We start from the raw sequence: 16,823 nt of genomic DNA on the forward strand, positions 1-16,823 counted from the left end.
ATCCCAGAGTGAGCATCTCATCGCACGGACCGGCCGCCAACTTTGCGCAAGGAGGTGAAAGGCGTTGCGGAGCCCTTGACGCTCGCGCGCGGCGGGGAGGAAGGTCGGTGCGCGCACCGATGCCGCGAACGCGGTGACCGGGGCCGGATCCCAGGCGTGGGTGGTCCGGCCGTCCCGCGGTGCTGCCGTCTGTCCTGTTGTCGCTCCACCCCCCACCAGTCACATCAGGAGTCGCCACGATGCTTCCCCCCAACCCGCCGCCGGCCGGCGACCAGCCGCCGCACCCGTCCCGCCGCTCCCGGGGCTCCCGCCCCGCGGGGCGGCCAGGTCCGTTCCGCCGGATCCGGCCGGGCGGCCTCGTCGTCGCCGCCACGCTCGTCGCCGGCGCGGTGCTGCCGTTCACCCTGGGCGGTACCGCCCACGCCGGCACCGCCCACGCCGGCTCCGCCAACGGCGGCGACGTGATCGCCAACCTCTTCGAGTGGAACTGGAAGTCCGTCGGCACCGAGTGCACCGGTGTGCTCGGCCCGAAGGGCTACGGCGCCGTCCAGGTCTCGCCGCCGCAGGACTCCATCCGGCTGGCCGGCGGCAGCCACCCCTGGTGGGACGTCTACCAGCCGGTCGGCTACGACCTCAACAGCCGGATGGGCGACGAGGCCCAGTTCAAGGCGATGGTGACGGCCTGCCACAGCGCCGGGGTCAAGGTCTACGCCGACGCCGTGATCAACCACATGTCGGGCAACGACCAGCCGAGCACCGACTCCTACGGCGGCGACAGCTTCAACGTCACCGCGAAGAACTACGCCGCCGTCCCGTACGGCCCGGCCGACTTCCACACCTACCCGGCCGACTGCCCCAACTCCGGGATGGCGATCAACGACTGGAACAGCCAGCAGCAGGTGCAGGAGTGCGACCTGTCGAACCTGGCCGACCTCAAGACCGAGAGCGACAACGTACGCGGCAAGATCGCCGGCTACCTCAACAAGCTGATCGGCTACGGCGTCGACGGCTTCCGGGTGGACTCCGCCAAGCACATCAACCAGGCGGACATGGCAAACATCGAGTCCCGGCTGACCGACACCCAGTGGGGCGGGCGCCCGTTCGTGCTCCAGGAGGTGTTCCCCGGCAGCGGCGGCAACCTGGCGCCCGCGGCCTTCGAGAGCAACGGCAGCGTCATCGGCTTCGACTACGCCGACGCGCTGAAGGGCCAGTTCCAGGGCAACATCGCCAACCTCAGGACGTTCGGCCAGAGTTGGGGCCTTGAGCCGAGCAACAAGGACGGCTCCATGGTCACCAACCACGACACCGAGCGGGACGGCAGCACCCTGAACTACAAGGCCGGCACGCAGTACACGCTGGCCACCGAGTTCATGCTCGCGTGGGGCTACGGCACCCCGTCGGTCTACTCCGGCTTCGCCTTCAACAACTCCGACGACTCCCCGCCGGCCGGCTCCAACGGCGTGGTCACCGACACCAACTGCTCCTCCGGAGCCTGGATCTGCACCGACCGGGACCGCGGCGTGGCGAACATGGTCGGCTGGCACAACGCCGCCCAGGGCCAGCAGGTCGCCAACTGGTGGGACAACGGCAACAACGCCATCGCCTTCAGCCGCGGCGGCAAGGCGTGGATCTCGATCAACAACAGCGGCAGCGCCGTCACCCAGACCTTCGCCACCGGCCTGCCGGCCGGCAGCTACTGCGACGTGATCCACGGCGACCCGGCCGCCGGCTCCTGCGGCGGTCCGGCCGTCACCGTGGACGCGGCCGGCAACGCCGCCGTGACGGTGGCCGCGCACGATTCCGTCGCCCTGCGTGCCGGAGCCACCGGCAGCGGCACGACGACACCGCCCACCAACCCGCCCGGCACCGTCACCGGCAGCTTCCACGAGGCGAAGGCGGCGCCGTCGGGCCAGCGCGTCTACCTGGTCGGCTCGATCCCGGCACTGGCGAACTGGAACACCGGCTCGGCGATCCCGTTGAGCCTTTCGGGGCAGTCGGCCTGGTCGGGCACCGTGAACCTGCCGTCGAACACCTACTTCGAGTACAAGTACATCCTCAAGGACGGCGCGGGGAACGTCACCTGGGAGTCCGGCGGCAACCGCACCGCCAACAGCGGGGCCGGCGGGGTGACGCTCAACGACACCTGGAAGTAGCCGTAGGAGCCCGTTCACCAGCACCCTTGCAGTATTCTTCGCAAAGTATTGCAGGGTCAGAGCCGGCGGTACCAAGGGCTGAAGGGAATCCGCTCCATGAGCCAGCACCTCTCCGAGGCGCCTGAATCCGCCGCTCGCACCGAGGAGGGAGTCCGCGCGGAGAGCGAGATCCGCGCGGACTGGTGGCGGGAGGCGGTGATCTACCAGGTCTACCCGCGCAGTTTCGCCGACGGGAACGGCGACGGGATGGGCGACCTGCCGGGGATCACCGTCCGGCTGCCCTACCTGCGGGACCTGGGTGTGGACGCGGTGTGGCTGTCCCCCTTCTACGCGTCCCCGCAGGCCGACGCGGGCTACGACGTGACGGACTACCGGGCCGTCGATCCGATGTTCGGCACCCTCACCGACGCCGACGACCTGGTGCGCGAGGCGCACGCGCTCGGCCTGCGGGTGATCGTGGACGTGGTCCCCAACCACTGCTCTGACCAGCACGAGTGGTTCAAGCAGGCCCTTCGGGAGGGCCCGGGCTCGCCACTGCGGGAACGCTTCCACTTCCGGCCGGGCCGCGGCGAGCACGGTGAACTGCCGCCGAACGACTGGGAGTCGATCTTCGGCGGTCCGGCCTGGACCCGTACGGTCGGCCCGGACGGCACGGCGGGGGAGTGGTACCTGCACCTGTTCGCGCCCGAGCAGCCGGACTTCAACTGGGAGCACCGGGCGGTGCACGACGAGTTCCGCTCGGTGCTGCGCTTCTGGCTCGACCTGGGGATCGACGGCTTCCGGGTGGACGTGGCGCACGGCCTGGTCAAGGCCGACGGGCTGCCCGACATCGGCCACAGCGAACAGCTCGCGCTGCTCGGCACCGCGCCGATGCCGTACTTCGACCAGGACGGCGTGCACGAGGTCTACCGCGACTGGCGCCGGGTGCTCGACGAGTACCCCGGCGACCGGATCGCGGTGGCCGAGGCGTGGACGCCGACGATCGATCGGGCGGCCCGCTACCTGCGCCCCGACGAGCTGCACCAGGCGTTCAACTTCGAGTACCTGACGACTCCTTGGGACGCCGGGGAGCTGCGCGCGGTGGTGGACAGGTCGCTGCGGGCGATGGGCGCGGTCGGGGCACCGGCGACCTGGGTCCTCTCCAACCACGACGTGACCCGGCACGCGACGAGGTTCGGCAACCCGCCGGGCGCGGGCACCCAGTTGCGTGAGGCGGGCGACCGGGAGCTGGGTCTGCGCCGGGCGCGGGCGGCCACGCTGCTGATGCTGGCGCTGCCCGGCTCCGCGTACCTGTACCAGGGTGAGGAGCTGGGCCTGCCGGACGTCACGGACCTGCCGGACGAGGTGCGGCAGGACCCGTCCTTCTTCCGCGCCTCGGGCCAGGACGGGTTCCGCGACGGCTGCCGGGTGCCGATCCCCTGGTCGGGTACCGAGCCGCCCTACGGCTTCGGGCCCCGGCCCGGCGGCCCGAGCTGGCTGCCGCAGCCTTCGCAGTGGGCCGGGCTGAGCGTCGAGGCGCAGACCGGCGACCCGGCGTCGACCCTGGAGCTGTACCGGGCCGCGCTCGCGCTGCGCCGCTCCCACCCCGCGCTCGGCGCCGGCACCGCCGTGACCTGGCTGGACGCACCCGACGGCGTACTCGCCTTCCGGCGGGACGCCGCCGACGGCAGCGGCGTGGTGTGCGCGGTCAACCTGACCGGCGCTCCGGCGGCGCTGTCGGTGCCAGGACGTATGCTGCTTCGCAGTGACGCGGCGGTGAGCGCGGTGTCCGGCGGACACCGCGTCGAGGGGAGCTTCACCATGGGGGACACGATCGCTGCCGACACCGCCGTCTGGTGGGCGGTCTGAGGTGGCCTTCCGTCCGCTGGGCTCCGGTGGTGTGACCGCGCGGCTCGCCGACATCGCGGCTCAGGCGGGGGTCAGCGAGGCGACGGTCAGCCGGGTGCTCAACGGCAAGGCCGGGGTCTCGGCGGCCACCCGCGAGTCGGTGCTCGCCGCGCTCGACCTGCTGGGCTACGAGCGCCCGGTGCGGCTGCGGCAGCGCAGCGCCGGGCTGGTCGGGCTGATCACCCCGGAGCTGGAGAACCCGATCTTCCCGGCGTTCGCGCAGGTCATCGGCCAGGCGCTGACCCGGCAGGGCTTCACCCCCGTGCTCGCCACCCAGACTCCCGGCGGTTCGTCGGAGGACGAGCTGGTGGAGATGCTGGTGGAGCGCGGGGTGGCCGGGATCCTGTTCGTGTCCGGGCTGCACGCCGACTCCACCGCCGACACCGACCGGTATGCCAGGCTCCAGGGCCAGGGCGTGCCGTTCGTGCTGATCAACGGCTTCTCCGAGCGGATCGACGCCCCGTTCGTGTCGCTCGACGACCGCGGCGCGATGCGGCTGGCGGTGACGCATCTGGCGTCGCTGGGACACCGCAGGATCGGGCTGGCGGTGGGGCAGCGGCGCTTCGTGCCGGTGCTGCGGAAGATCGAGGGCTTCACGGCGGCGATGCGGGACGTGCTGGGGGTGCCCGCCGACGAGGCGGCCGGCCTGGTGCAGCACTCGCTCTTCACGCTGGAGGGCGGCCAGGCGGCGGCCGGAGCACTGATCAGCGCCGGGTGCACGGCGGTGGTCTGCGCGTCGGACATGATGGCGCTGGGAGCGGTCAGGGCGGCCAGGCAGCAGGGCCTGGCGGTGCCCGAGCAGGTGTCGGTGGTGGGGTTCGACGACTCGGCGCTGATCCCGTTCACCGATCCGCCGCTGACCACGATCCGGCAGCCGGTCGCCGCGATGGGGCAGGCCGCGGTCAACGCTCTGCTGGAGGAGATCGGCGGCACGCCCGCCCCGCACAGCGAGTTCGTCTTCCTGCCGGAACTGGTGGTCCGCGGCTCGACCGCGGCCTGCGCCGTACCGGCCGCCCCGCTGGCCTCGCCGTAACCGGCTGATCGGCTGACCGGGGCCCGGACCGGGGGGACCGGCTTGAGACAGAAAGAGGCGGGGACGGCCGGAATCCGGCCGTCCCCGCCCCCGTCCTGCCGCGTACGTCAGGGGAGCCGGCGCCTCAGCGCTTGAACCCCACGCCCCCGTACATCGCCACGTCGGTGTCGAGCACCTCGCCCTCGGTGCCCGGCACCGGACGCCAGCTGTGGACCAGCGTCAGGCCGGGGTCGACCACCTCAAGACCGTCGAAGAGCGGCCCGACCTCGGCCTTGGTGCGGTTCTTCACCGGAATACCGCGCTTGGCGTATTCGGCCAGCACCTTGGCGCCCGGCCTGGGGGTGTCCTCATGGACGACCGTGGAGAGCGCCAGGTAACTGCCGGCGGGCAGCAGCGCGAGATACCGCTTGACCAGGTCCCGCGCCTCCTGCTCGTCCATGATGTACTGGATCGCCGCGATGATCGAAAGCCCCACCGGCCGGCTCATGTCGAGCACCTCGGTGAGCTCCGGATTGGCGACGATCGCCTCCGGCTCGTTCATGTCGGCGTGGATATAGGCGGTACGCCCCTCCGCGCTGCTATGCAGCCGCGCTCCGGCGTGCGCGAGCACGATCGGGTCGTTGTCCACATAGACCACCCGGGCCCGCGGATTCACGTCCTGGACGACCTCGTGCAGATTCGGCGAGGTGGGAATGCCGGTGCCGACGTCGAGGAACTGGTCGACGCCCTGCTTGGCGACGTAACGGGCCGCCCGGTGCATGAACTTCCGGTTCTCGCGCATCGATATCCGCAGGCTCGGCCAGCCGGCCAGCATCTTCTCGGCCGCCGCCCGGTCCGGCGGGTAGTTGTCCTTGCCGCCGAGGATGAAGTCGTAGACCCGTGCCGAGTGGGCGACGCTGGTGTCGATCTCCGGCGGCGCGTGCTCGGCGGTCCGGTGAGTCCAGGCCATGTCGTCATTCATAAGAATTTCCCTCCGGTACAGCACATTGTCAGGAAGCCAACAGAACGGCCCGGCCCTCTTCCCAGCCCTGGGAGAAGACGTCGAGCTCGAATTGCGTGAAGATCAGCGCGGGCCCCTCGGGGTCGGTGGACTGGCGGACCGCGAAGCGCCCGTCCGGCAGCTTCCTGACCTCCACACAGCTACCACCGTTACTCCCGCTCCACGGTTTGTGCCAGCCGTCCGCCCCCAGCGCCCGGACGGCGTTGTCTATGTGCTTCACGGGCCTAGAGCTCCTTGCGAATATCACCGAGAAAATCCCCGGTGCGTTGTACCGGCAGGGCCATCACACACATACGGTCCAGGGCCTCCTGGAAGTTCGTGACGTCGTCGTATTCGTCGAGGTACACCGCGCCGACGAGGTTCTCGACGTAGGCGATGTCCGAGATCTCCTCGTGCGGGAAGCGGAAGACGTGGAACGACCCGTACATGCCTTCGTGCGCGCATACTCCGAACGGGATGATCTGCAGCTTGATGTTCGGCTGCGCGATCTTCTCGATCAGATGGTCGATCTGTGCGCGCATCACGTCGGGCGGCACCATCGGGCGGCGCAGAACCGTTTCGTCCATCACCACCCACAGCTCCGGCGGCTCCGTGCCGGTCAGCAGCTTCTGCCGCTCCATCCGGACGGCGACCCGGCGGGCCAGTTCCTCGTCCGCGTTGTGCAGGCCGGCGCCCAGCACGGTCTGCGCGTACTCCTTGGTCTGGAGCAGGCCCGGCACGTAGTGCGGCTCGTACGCCCGGATGAGGCTGGCCTCCTCCTCCAGGCTCACATACGCACTGAACCAGTTCGGCAGCGCGTCACGGTACCGGTGCCACCAGCCCGGCTGGTTGGCCTCCCGGGCGAGGGCCAGGAACGTCCTGGCCTCCTCCTCGGGAATCCCGTACTCCTCCAGCAGAGTCTTGACGTAGGGCAGCTTCCACTTGCCCTTGGCAAGCTCCATCCGGCGGATGGTCAGCGGGGCGACGTCCAGCGCCACCGCCGCGTCCTCGAACGACATACCGGCGCTCACCCGTAGGTCGCGCAGCCGTCTGCCCAGGACCATCAACCGGACGGTCGCGGCGCTCGACGACTGCGCCGCGGTCACCACCCGGCTCCTCGCACAGCATCCATGGAGAGGAGTGTGCCATCTCGGCGGTGATATCCACACCTCGGCTGCATCGCCGTGAAATTATCAAACTCGCACCCTTGCTCTCTGAGCATGTCGGGAGCATAGTGACTTGGTGACTGAGTTCACTGAGTCCACCGAACCGCGTCAACCGGTAGCAGGGCAGGACCGGGCGCCAGCCCCCACAGCTAGGGATCAGCCGTGTACCTCGCCGACATCAGGTTCCCGCGGGTGCCTTCCGCCGCGTATCTGACCTTCGATCTGCGGGCGGACCATGCGAACGTGGCCCGCGCGCGGCACCGGGTGCGCGCCCACCTGCTGGGCCGGCGGTATGACGAGGACACCTGCGAGACCGCTCTGCTGCTGGTCAGCGAGCTGTTCACCAACGCGGTACTGCACACGGCCAGCGCCACCATCGGCTGCGCGGTGCGGCAGATCGGCAGGCATCTGCGGATAGAGGTACGGGACGAGGGCGGCGCCGCCGTCCCCGAGCCCGGCACGGCCGGCATCGGAGCGGTGCACGGCAGGGGACTGGTATTGGTCGAGGCCCTGTCCGCCACCTGGGGAGTAGCCAGGGACGGCGGCGGCAAGACGGTGTGGTGCGACGTGCGGAACGGGACCGCGTGAGGCGCGGCCGGGCACAGCAGGGCAGGCGCCGGCCGCACGGCGGCCGCCGCAGGCCCGTAAGGCCGCGGAACACGGCGGCAGCAGCAAGGCCCGGGGCCCGACGGCCGCACAGACCGGAGCCTGACTTACCCGCCCAGGCACCGACCACCGCGTCAGAGAAGGCCAGCCGATGACGAGCACCCCGACCGAGACCGTGTACGCGCCGCTCACCGTCCCGCGGGACCTGCGGACCTTCGCACAGCACAACGTCGGCCTGCTCGCCGAGGTGGTGGAGTGCTCGGGACTTGCCGGCCGCTCGCGCGTCTGGCGGCTCACCAACCGGCAGGGCGACCGCTGGTACCTCAAGCAGCACCCCTCGGTGAAGATGCACTCCCGAGAAGTCGCCGCCTACGCCCAGTGGACCATCGCCCTCGGCCCCGGCCGGGCACCCCAACTGCGGGCCGCCGACCCGGCGTTGTCCGCGATCGTGGTCAGCCCGGTGCCCGGTGAGGTCGTGCACGGCCGGAGTCTGCGGGGGGCGGACGAACGCGAGGTCCACCGCCAACTCGGCGCCCTGCTGCGGTCCTTCCACTACGCGGCACCCGGCCGGCCGGCCGTCGCGGGCTGTCCGTCGCTCGGCGAGGTGGAGCGCAAGCTCGCCACCGCCCGGCCGCACCTGCGGCGCGGCGACGAGGTGCTGATCAGGGAGTTCGCCAGCCGGTTGATCACCCTGGTCCCGCTGCCGCACGTCCCCACCCACGGCGACGCGCAACTGCGCAACGCGCTGTGGGACGACCGGCGGCGGCAGTTGGCGCTGATCGACTTCGAACGGGCCGCGTACGCGCCCGCCGTGCGGGACATGATCCGGCTCGAATACGGCTGCTGGGACCACCGCCCGGACCTGCGGGAGGCGTTCTACGAGGGCTACGGCCGGGTCCTGACGGCCATGGAGACCGAGGCGCTGCACGCCATGGCGGCGCTCGACGCGCTCAGCGGCATCGCCTGGGGCCCGGGGGCCGGCGACCGCGAGGTGGTCGAGCGGGCCTACCGGACGCTGACCAGGCTGCGCGTCAACATCTGAGACTCTGATCGGCCGGGGCTGTGGGGGCCCGGCCGATGTTCGGCCTGAGCGGCCGAGCCGGTTCAGGGGGCCGGCTCGGTCGCGGAAGGCAGCCGGGGCCTGGCGCCGAACGCGCCGGGCTCTGCGGATCACGGCCGGTCGCGGGCACTCGCGGCCGGCCGCGGCCGTTCGGGGGCTCTTCTTGGCCGGGGGCTTGCGGGCCGTCCCGCACTTCGGGTCGTCCCGCACTTCGGGTCGGGCGCTTTGGGGTGGGGCGCTTTCGGCGGCTCTCGGGGGGCGGTCAACCGGCGTCAGTTCCAGGGGAGTCGGGACCGGTGCGCCCAGTAGTCGGCCGGCGGCTCGGCGAGTTCGGCGGGCAGCGCGGTGAGCCGGTCCTGCGGCAGGCCGGCGGTCGCGGCCAGCAGGTTGGAGGCCAGCTGGCCGGTGGTCGCGGCGCCGGACAGAACGACACCGGCCCAGGGCTGGGCCAGCGCCGCCGCCAGCGCGAGCGCGTCATAACTCAGCCCGGTGGCCTCGGCCAGCGGGCCGAGCACCCGGTCGAGCCCGGGCCCCGGCGCCGCGAGCCGGCCGTTGGCGAGTGCCTCCTTGACGACGATCCGGCGGCCGTCCCGGTGCGCGTCGGCCAGCGCCGGACCCGCTGACGGCTCCAGCGGATTCCAGGTGGCCTGCACGCTGCGGAAGAGCGGCTCGCCGTCCACGGTGACGGCCAGCGCCGCCCGGATCGCCTCGCCCTGCGCCGGGCCGCTGGTGGTCAGCCCGACGGTGACGCCCTCCGCGGCCAGCGCGGCGAGCCGGTGGTGCAGCGCGGTGTCGGTCAGCGCGCTGCTGTCAGGGGTGACCGAATGCACCTGGTAGACGTCCAGCCGGTCGCCGAACAGGGCGCGGGTCTCGGCGAGTTGCCGGTCGTAGGTGGCGGTGCCGTGGTCCTTGACCTCGTGCACCTCGGCCTGGACGTGCCAGTCGGCGGTGTAGGTGTAGCCCCACTTGCTGGAGACCACCGCGCCGGGGCGGTCGGCCGCGTCGAGCCACTGCGCGAGGAACTCCTCCGCCCGGCCGTAGGAGCGGGCGGCGTCGAAGTAACGCACGCCGTCGGCGTAGGCCAGGTCGAGCAGCTCGTGCGTACGGCGCCGCATCTCGTCCACCCCGCGGCCGGGCGGCAGGTCGCGGTCCCGGCCCAGGTTGATGTAGCCGGGGCGGCCCACGGCGGCCAGGCCGAGGCCGATCCGCCGGACGGCGGGGCCTGCGGAGCCGGTGTCGGCGGGGTCTGCGTGCGGTGAGGAGGTCACGGCGGCTCCCAGTGGTGCGATGGCGGCGATCGTGTTTAGTATAGCGCTAATATAGTAAGTGCTAATGTAGGACGAGGCCGGAAGGGGGCCCGTGGTGGACCTGCGGCGCCTGTTCGACGATCTGGTGCGGTTCGAGACCGACCTGTGGAACGCGCTGGACGCCCGGCTCCAGCAGGACTGCGGGCTGTCCATGGGCACCCTCGACGTGATGTCCGTCGTCGCCCGCACCCCGCTGTGCCGGGTCAACGACATCGCCGCCGCGCTGTCAATCACCGTCGGCGGCGCGAGCCAGGCCGTGGACCGGATATCGGCCCGCGGCCACCTGGAGCGGCGGCCGAACCCGTCCGACCGGCGCTCGTCGGTGGTCGAACTGACCCCGGGGGGAGAGGAGTTGCTGGCAGCGGCCGGGCCGGTCTTCGACCGGGAACTCGCCCGCTGGTTCCGCGGCCCGCTGCCCGAGGCCGAGCTCGACCGGCTCGGCGCGGCGCTCGCGGCGCTGCGGGCGACGCCGCCGGAGTAGGCCCGGCGGCCACCGAGCCCGAAGAGATCACCGGAAGAGATCGCCGGAACAGACCAGAAGGACCAGCAGACCAGAAGGAGAAGCAGCGCATGAACGCAACCACGGCGCGAGCCGTCCGGTACGACAAGTACGGCGGCACCGACGTGCTCTACGTCGCCGATGTGCCGATGCCCGTGCCCCCCGCCGGCGAGGTCGTCGTCGAGGTCAGGGCGGCGGGCATCAACCCGGGGGAGAGCGCGATCAGGTCCGGCGCCTTCCACGACCGGGCGTCCTCGGACTTCCCCTCGGGGCAGGGCAGCGACCTGGCCGGTGTCGTCACCGCGGTCGGCGAGGGGGTGACCGACTTCGCGGTGGGCGACGAGGTGCTCGGATACTCCTGGCGCCGCTCCAGCCACGCCACCCATGTCGCCGTGCCGGCCGGGCAGTTGATCCGCAAGCCGGCGGAGATCGACTGGCCGGTGGCCGGCTGCCTCTACATGGTCGCCGCGACCGGCTACGCCGCCGTCAGGGCGGTGGCCGCGGGCCCCGGCGACACGGTGGCCGTCTCCGCGGCGGCCGGCGGCATCGGCTCGTTCGTCATCCAGCTGCTGCGCGTCCGCGGCGCCCGCGTGATGGGCATCGCCTCGCCCGCCAACGCCGAATGGCTCACCGAGCACGGCGCCACCCCGGTGCCGTACGGTGACGGCCTCGCCGACCGGCTGACGGCCGCGGCGCCGGACGGCATCGACGCGTTCATCGACCTGTTCGGCCCCGAGTACGTGCAGCTCGCCGTCGACCTGGGTATCCCGCGCGACCGGATCGAGACGATCATCTCGTTCGCGAAGGCGAAGGAGCTCGGTACGAAGGCCGAGGGCAGCGGGGACGCGTCCACCCGTGAGGTGATGGCGGAGGTGGCGGGGCTGGTCGCGTCCGGCGAGATCGAGATCCCGATCGCGGCGACGTATCCGCTGGACGAGGTGGCGGAGGCGTTCGACCGGCTGGACCGGCGGCACACGCGGGGCAAGATCGTGCTGATCCCCTGAGGTGTTCCGGTGTTCCGGTGTCCCCGCGGGCCGGGGGCGTGCCGCCGCCGGGCGTCCTCAGCCGTGGGGGCGGGCCTCGGGGGCGTCCGGCCAGCCGCCGCGGTCCAGTACGTGCAGGATGAGCGCGGCGATGTTCCAGGCGTCGTCCTCGCCGCGGTGGTGGCGGCCCTCCAGCGGCAGCCCGGCGATCTCCAGCGCCTGATCCATGCCGGGCCGCTTCCGCAGCCCGTACGCCTCGGTGAACACGGCCTTGGCGTTGGTGTGCAGGCGCTCCGGCGGCTGCCCGAGCGGGTAGTCGACGCCGTCGGCCCGGCACTGCCGGACGAACTGCCGCCGGTCGTAGTCACCCCAGCTCGCCCAGGGGCGTTCCGCCGCCGCGTACTCCTCGACCAGGATCCGGCACGCCTCGGCGAAGCCCACGCCCTGATCCACCTCGGCCTGCGTCAGCCCGGTCAAATCGGTGCAGAATGCGCTGACTTCGGACCGTACCGGCCTGACCAGGACGCGATGCCGGGACACCCGGCGGCGGTCCGCGACGTCCAGGACGGTGAGCCCGATCTCGATGATCTCGCTCACCGCGCCGGGCGGCGGCTCTCCCGTCCAGCAAGTGGCTTCCAGATCAATGACGTTGAGTAGTGCGAGCCCGTCGGTCACTCACGGCAGGTTAGTCCCCTCGGTGCGGGCTCGGGGTCGTGCCGGGCCCGGTAGGGCGGGAACCTCGCCGGGTCGTCGAAGTCCTGGTCGGCGTCGGGCCAGCGCTTGCGCAGGGTGGCGGCGGTGCGGCGGACCCAGCCGGTGAGGTGGGGCAGCGCCCGGTAGGTCTCGGCGGTGCGCGCGGCGGCCTCCAGCGTGGAGACGAGCTGGAGCCGGCTGGGGTCGCCCGGCGGGCGGCCCTCCAGCAGGGCGAACCGGCGCAGCCGCACCAGCGCCCAGGACACGCTGGCGGCGGCGAGGCCGTCCCCGTACCGCCGGTCGTCCTCGGCTTCCGGGATGCCGAGGGCCAGGGCGCGGCGGTACGCGTCGGCGAGGCCGGTGATCGTGGGATCGCCGACGGTCAGCCAGGCCGGCCCCGGCACGTACAGGCACACGGCGTCGGCCAACGCGTGGGTGTAGCCGGCGAACTCGAAGTCGATGAGGCGGGCGTCGGCCGGGCCTGAGGCGTGCAGCATGACGTTGTTGGCTTCGGCGTCCCGGTTGCTCAGCGCGCTGAAGGGGCCGGGGGCGGCCAACTCAGCTGCTGCTTTCGCTAGTTCGCGGTTGACCTGGCCGCTCGGAGGGACGTCGAGCGCCACGGCGTGGTCGATGGCCCCCTGCCAGTCGGCGGCGAGCCGCACCGAGGGGTCCGGTCCTGCCTCGGCCCGGCGGGCGTTGTAGGTCTCGGCCCGCCCGGCGGTGGCCGCGCTCAGTGCGGCGCGGGCGCGGGCGAACGCGGCGAGCCGGTCGGCGTGCGGGGTCGCGCCGTCCCGTCGGAGCAGCTGGTCGAGCGGGACGCGGGGAGCGAGGTCCTCCAGGACGAAGAATCCGGCGGACGCGTCGGCGGCGATCACGCGCGGGGCGAGGCCGGCGCCGATGTCCTGCTCCAGGAAGCGCAGCGCGGCCAGTTCGGTACTCAGCCGCCACGAGGCGGTGCGCGCCTCGCGCTCACCGTGCGGCACCCACTTGACGACGACCGATCCCGGGAGCGCGGAACCGCCGTCCACCCGGACCCGGGCGAGGTCCCAGGGCTCCAGCCGCTCCCACCGGTCGACCCGCACCGCCGGGCCGTGCGGCCCCCTCAAGAGCCCCTGCAACGCGTCGACTTCGGGCTTCCCCCAGAGAGCATCCGGCACGCTCACACCCTACGAGAAATGCGATTGAGCGCTTCCGATACACCCCATCAGTCTCAGGGCCATCTGGCCCCGGTACGCGGCGGTGCCCGGCCTCCGACTCCTGCTTTCGGGGGTCGTCGCGGACGAGGACGAGCTGCTGCTTCTGCGAGAGGCGCTGCTCGGGGCGAAGCTCGCCGCGGGCGACTAGCTTCCCGCAGGGCTTTGCCCCGACTGCCGGTCCGCTGTGGCTTGTCGCGCAGTTCCCCGCGCCCCTTGTTGTGCGCCTCGTTCACGCGCTGCCCGCGCTCCGTTCCGGCCCGGCCCGGTGGGCGCCTGCGCGGCAGCGCCGTTTCCCTGAGGGCTCTCTGCGTCTGCGGCGCCGTCTGGGCTGGTGGCGCAGTTCCCCGCGCCCCTGATTGTGCGCGTCCCGGCGCGGTGCCCGCGCCGCTTCCGCGTTGGTCGTCACTCGGCTGCCGGTCCGCTGTGGCTGGTCGCGCAGTTCCTCGCGCCCCTTGTCGTGCGCGTCCGTCGGTGCCCGCGCCCTCGCGCCACTCCGCCGCGTCCTCCGGCTGCTCGCCGCGCCCCCGTCGCGCGGTGTCCGCGCGGTAGCGCCGGTTGCGTCTCGCGCTGTGGCCGCGGGGCTGTAGGGGATGTGGGGCTTGAAGCCGGGAGTAGTGACAGGCGGGGGCAGTGTTGCTTGAATGCGGTAAGCGCTTGCTGTCGAGGAAAACGGAGCGTTCACCGTGCAGATCTCGCGTCGTGTCCTGCTGTCCGCCGTTCCGGCGTCCGCTCTGCTCGCGGCTGTGGCGCCGCTGCGGGCCTGGGGGGCGGCGCCGCCGTCGGACGGGGGTGGGGGCGGGGATCAGGCGCGGCTGCTCGCGAACACCGTCGCGATCTTCGCCGGGACCGCCGACTCCAACGCCCGCGCCGACGTCGCCGCCAAGGTCGCCGCCATCGCCTCGACCGCGCGCACCCGGCTCACCGCCATGGACGGCGCCGGGGCCGGCGAGCTGTTCCACGGCGTCGCGCTCGGCACCAGCGACCCCAACCTCACCTCCTCGTTCCAGTACCTCTACGAGATCGCCCTCGCCACCCGCACGCCCGGCGACGCCACTGCCGGCCTGCGCGACGACGCGCCCACCCAGCAGCGGGTGATCGACGGCCTCCAGACGCTCTACGACACTTACTACGGCGACCAGTCGAAGGGGTACTACGGCAACTGGTTCAACTGGGAGATCGGCATATCGACGTATGTCAGCAAGACCCTGGTCCTGTTGAAGGACGTCATCGCCGGCTACAAGCCCGACCTCACCGCCACCTACGTCGCCGCGATGGACGCCTACCTCCGCAACGGCAAGGACGGCGACGTCGATCTGGACTCCCGCTTCCACACCGGTGCCAACCTCGCCGACATCACCACCAACCGCGTACTGCAGGGCGCGGTCCTGGACGACGACGCCCGGATCACCAAGGCGATCGCCGACCAGCTCACCGTCATGGCGGCGGTGGACCCGTACCACCTCCAACACGGCGTCACCGACGGCTTCTACGCGGACGGCTCCTTCATCCAGCACGCCTCGGTCGCGTACACCGGCTCCTACGGCACCGGTCTGCTGAGCCGGGTCGTGCAGACCATCAAGATCCTCGACGGCACCAGCTACGTGCAGGGCGACGACCTGGTCGGCGTCGTCCAGGGCTGGGTCGCGAACAGCTTCGCCCCGCTGATCTTCGAGGGCTGGATGCTGGAGAGCGTCAAGGGCCGCGCGGTGTCGCGGACCGGTACCGGGTACGCCGACGCCGCCGTCGTCATCGAGGCGACCGTCGACCTGTCCGGCTACGCGACCGGCGCCGACGCCACCGCGCTCGGCGGCTACGTCAAGTACCTGCGGCAGGTCACGCCGACCCCGCCCAACCCGGCCTCGTTCGTCTCACCGGTGAGCGTCGCCCGCTACGCCGACCTGCTCGCGGACACCGCCGTCCCGGCGCAGGACCTCGGCCCGGCCGCGCAGCACGCCGCGTTCAACGCGATGGACCGCACCGTGCACCGCCGCCCCGGCTACGCCTTCGCGCTGGCCCGCAGCTCGGCACGGATCAGCGGCTACGAGTACATGAGCGGCGAGAACCTGATGCCGTGGTTCCAGGGCGACGGCGCGCACTACCTCTACCTCTCCGGCCAGGACCAGACCCAGGCGTTCGGCGTGGACTACCTCACCACCGTCTCCCCGTACCGGCTCGGCGGCGTCACCGCGCCGGTGGAGGAGCGCAAGACGATCCCCGAGCTGTACGGCACGCAGTGGTACGACAACCCGGCGCTCGGCTTCACCTCGTCGTCGGACTCGCAGAACACCTACGTCTACTTCCCGCGCGCGCTCAACCAGTTCTCCGGTGGCGCGACCCTCGACGCCTACGGCACGGCCGCGTTCGTCCAGTCGAGCGACGTCGCCTACGCCGCCAAGCAGGCCGGCACCCTCCCCGCGGACTTCGTCGCCTACCGCAACGCGGATGCCACCAAGTCGTGGTTCATGCTCGACGACGAGATCGTGGTGCTGGCCGCCGGAGTCGGCGACGGAGCCGGGCGCGCGGTGACCACGACGCTCGACACGCGGATCGCCGCCCCGCAGGACACCGTCACCCTCACCGGGCGGCTGCGCGACGGGGCGCCCTGGTCGGGCGCGGGCCGGCCGCGATCGGCCCCGGCCTGGCTGCGCTACGCCGACGCCGGACAGGGCATCGCGATCGGATACGTCTTCCTCGACCGCCAACAGCCGGTCGCCACACTGGAGTCGGTCACCCGCAGCCGCCGCGTCGTCCGGCTGACCAACCCCGACACCGCCGTCACCAAGCAGGTCTTCTCGCTCGCCGTCGAGCAACCCGCCGGCGCCCGGCACACGTCGATGGCCTACGCGCTCGTACCGGGCGCGAGCGAACGGCAGTTGGCCTCGTACGGCCGCGGCGCGCTGTCGGTGCCCGTCAACACCACGGCCGTGCAGGCCGTACGGCACCACGGCCTCGGGCTGCTCGCCGCGAACGTCTTCGCCCCGGGCATCCACCACGCCGACCGGCTGACGCTCGACGGCCCCGGGTCGGTGATCCTGCGCGACGGCGGCCGGGACCGGGTGACGACGATCGCGGTGTCCGATCCGACGATGGGACGGGACAGGGTCTCGGTCGTGGTGCGGGGCGAGTCGCTGCGGGTGCGGTCGGCCGACGACGGCGTACGGGTCAGCCGGGTGCGCGGCGGGACCCGGATCGACGTCACCACCCGGCAGGCGTACGGGCGCAGCTTCCGGGCCGAACTGCACTGACAGTGGGCGGAGTTCG

14 protein-coding genes are annotated in these 16,823 nt (G+C 72.1%); 8 read left to right on the forward strand and 6 right to left on the reverse strand.

The window, feature by feature from the left end; translation table 11 throughout:
* Positions 1-239 precede the first annotated feature (239 nt).
* The 3 genes from ACQPW6_RS35405 (at position 240) to ACQPW6_RS35415 (ending at position 5,073) form a co-directional block, all read left to right on the forward strand.
* Positions 240-2,153 carry a carbohydrate-binding module family 20 domain-containing protein gene (locus tag ACQPW6_RS35405; RefSeq protein ID WP_433893815.1) on the forward strand — a complete coding sequence of 638 codons (1,914 nt, stop codon included), beginning with the start codon at positions 240-242 and terminating at the stop codon, positions 2,151-2,153.
* Positions 2,154-2,249: 96 nt separating this feature from the next.
* Positions 2,250-4,001 (forward strand): glycoside hydrolase family 13 protein, encoded by a 1,752-nt coding sequence (locus tag ACQPW6_RS35410; protein ID WP_433893816.1) that lies wholly within the window; start codon positions 2,250-2,252, stop codon positions 3,999-4,001.
* A 31-nt stretch (positions 4,002-4,032) separates the two neighbouring features.
* Positions 4,033-5,073: a LacI family DNA-binding transcriptional regulator gene (locus ACQPW6_RS35415; RefSeq protein WP_433894763.1), complete on the forward strand. Its 1,041-nt coding sequence runs from the start codon at positions 4,033-4,035 to the stop codon at positions 5,071-5,073.
* A gap of 124 nt (positions 5,074-5,197) precedes the next feature.
* On the opposite strand, the gene ACQPW6_RS35420 is transcribed toward ACQPW6_RS35415, so the two are convergent.
* The 3 genes from ACQPW6_RS35420 to ACQPW6_RS35430 are packed head-to-tail and all read right to left on the reverse strand — an operon-like array spanning position 5,198 to position 7,158.
* Positions 5,198-6,022 (reverse strand): SAM-dependent methyltransferase, encoded by an 825-nt coding sequence (locus ACQPW6_RS35420; protein WP_433893817.1) that lies wholly within the window; start codon positions 6,020-6,022, stop codon positions 5,198-5,200.
* A gap of 40 nt (positions 6,023-6,062) precedes the next feature.
* Positions 6,063-6,293, reverse strand: a complete 231-nt coding sequence (locus tag ACQPW6_RS35425; RefSeq protein WP_433893818.1) for a DUF397 domain-containing protein — start codon at positions 6,291-6,293, stop codon at positions 6,063-6,065.
* 4 nt (positions 6,294-6,297) lie between these two features.
* Positions 6,298-7,158 carry a helix-turn-helix domain-containing protein gene (locus tag ACQPW6_RS35430; RefSeq protein WP_433893819.1) on the reverse strand — a complete coding sequence of 287 codons (861 nt, stop codon included), beginning with the start codon at positions 7,156-7,158 and terminating at the stop codon, positions 6,298-6,300.
* A 222-nt stretch (positions 7,159-7,380) separates the two neighbouring features.
* On the opposite strand from ACQPW6_RS35430, the gene ACQPW6_RS35435 reads away from it, so the two are divergent.
* The gene (locus tag ACQPW6_RS35435; protein WP_433893820.1) at positions 7,381-7,806 is read left to right on the forward strand and encodes an ATP-binding protein; all 426 of its coding nucleotides are present in this window, start codon (positions 7,381-7,383) and stop codon (positions 7,804-7,806) included.
* A 169-nt stretch (positions 7,807-7,975) separates the two neighbouring features.
* Positions 7,976-8,866, forward strand: a complete 891-nt coding sequence (locus ACQPW6_RS35440; protein ID WP_433893821.1) for a phosphotransferase enzyme family protein — start codon at positions 7,976-7,978, stop codon at positions 8,864-8,866.
* 290 nt (positions 8,867-9,156) lie between these two features.
* On the opposite strand, the gene ACQPW6_RS35445 is transcribed toward ACQPW6_RS35440, so the two are convergent.
* Positions 9,157-10,152 carry an aldo/keto reductase gene (locus tag ACQPW6_RS35445; protein ID WP_433893822.1) on the reverse strand — a complete coding sequence of 332 codons (996 nt, stop codon included), beginning with the start codon at positions 10,150-10,152 and terminating at the stop codon, positions 9,157-9,159.
* Positions 10,153-10,246: 94 nt separating this feature from the next.
* On the opposite strand from ACQPW6_RS35445, the gene ACQPW6_RS35450 reads away from it, so the two are divergent.
* Positions 10,247-10,672 (forward strand): MarR family winged helix-turn-helix transcriptional regulator, encoded by a 426-nt coding sequence (locus ACQPW6_RS35450; protein WP_433893823.1) that lies wholly within the window; start codon positions 10,247-10,249, stop codon positions 10,670-10,672.
* Positions 10,673-10,761: 89 nt separating this feature from the next.
* Positions 10,762-11,694 (forward strand): NADP-dependent oxidoreductase, encoded by a 933-nt coding sequence (locus tag ACQPW6_RS35455; protein WP_433893824.1) that lies wholly within the window; start codon positions 10,762-10,764, stop codon positions 11,692-11,694.
* Positions 11,695-11,751: 57 nt separating this feature from the next.
* Here the strand turns inward: ACQPW6_RS35455 and ACQPW6_RS35460 are convergent, their stop codons facing one another.
* Both ACQPW6_RS35460 and ACQPW6_RS35465 read right to left on the reverse strand, forming a co-directional pair.
* Positions 11,752-12,348, reverse strand: coding sequence for an exonuclease domain-containing protein (locus tag ACQPW6_RS35460; RefSeq protein ID WP_433893825.1), 597 nt, complete (start codon positions 12,346-12,348; stop codon positions 11,752-11,754).
* The gene (locus ACQPW6_RS35465) at positions 12,345-13,523 is read right to left on the reverse strand and encodes a hypothetical protein (protein WP_433893826.1); all 1,179 of its coding nucleotides are present in this window, start codon (positions 13,521-13,523) and stop codon (positions 12,345-12,347) included. Before ACQPW6_RS35465 ends, ACQPW6_RS35460 begins: the two co-directional genes overlap by 4 nt.
* Before the next feature lie 722 nt (positions 13,524-14,245).
* Between ACQPW6_RS35465 and ACQPW6_RS35470 the strand changes: the two genes are divergently transcribed.
* Positions 14,246-16,807: a polysaccharide lyase family 8 super-sandwich domain-containing protein gene (locus ACQPW6_RS35470; RefSeq protein WP_433893827.1), complete on the forward strand. Its 2,562-nt coding sequence runs from the start codon at positions 14,246-14,248 to the stop codon at positions 16,805-16,807.
* Positions 16,808-16,823: the final 16 nt, after the last annotated feature.

This window comes from Streptomyces sp. CA-111067 (genome assembly GCF_050956065.1).
Lineage (GTDB): Bacteria > Actinomycetota > Actinomycetes > Streptomycetales > Streptomycetaceae > Actinacidiphila.

Coding starts and splice junctions, on each gene's coding strand:
- ACQPW6_RS35405 (WP_433893815.1), top strand. CDS start 240: ATGCTTCCCCCCAACCCGCCGCCGGCCGGCGACCAGCCGCCGCACCCG.
- ACQPW6_RS35410 (WP_433893816.1), top strand. CDS start 2,250: ATGAGCCAGCACCTCTCCGAGGCGCCTGAATCCGCCGCTCGCACCGAG.
- ACQPW6_RS35420 (WP_433893817.1), bottom strand. CDS start 6,022: ATGGCCTGGACTCACCGGACCGCCGAGCACGCGCCGCCGGAGATCGAC.
- ACQPW6_RS35440 (WP_433893821.1), top strand. CDS start 7,976: ATGACGAGCACCCCGACCGAGACCGTGTACGCGCCGCTCACCGTCCCG.
- ACQPW6_RS35455 (WP_433893824.1), top strand. CDS start 10,762: ATGAACGCAACCACGGCGCGAGCCGTCCGGTACGACAAGTACGGCGGC.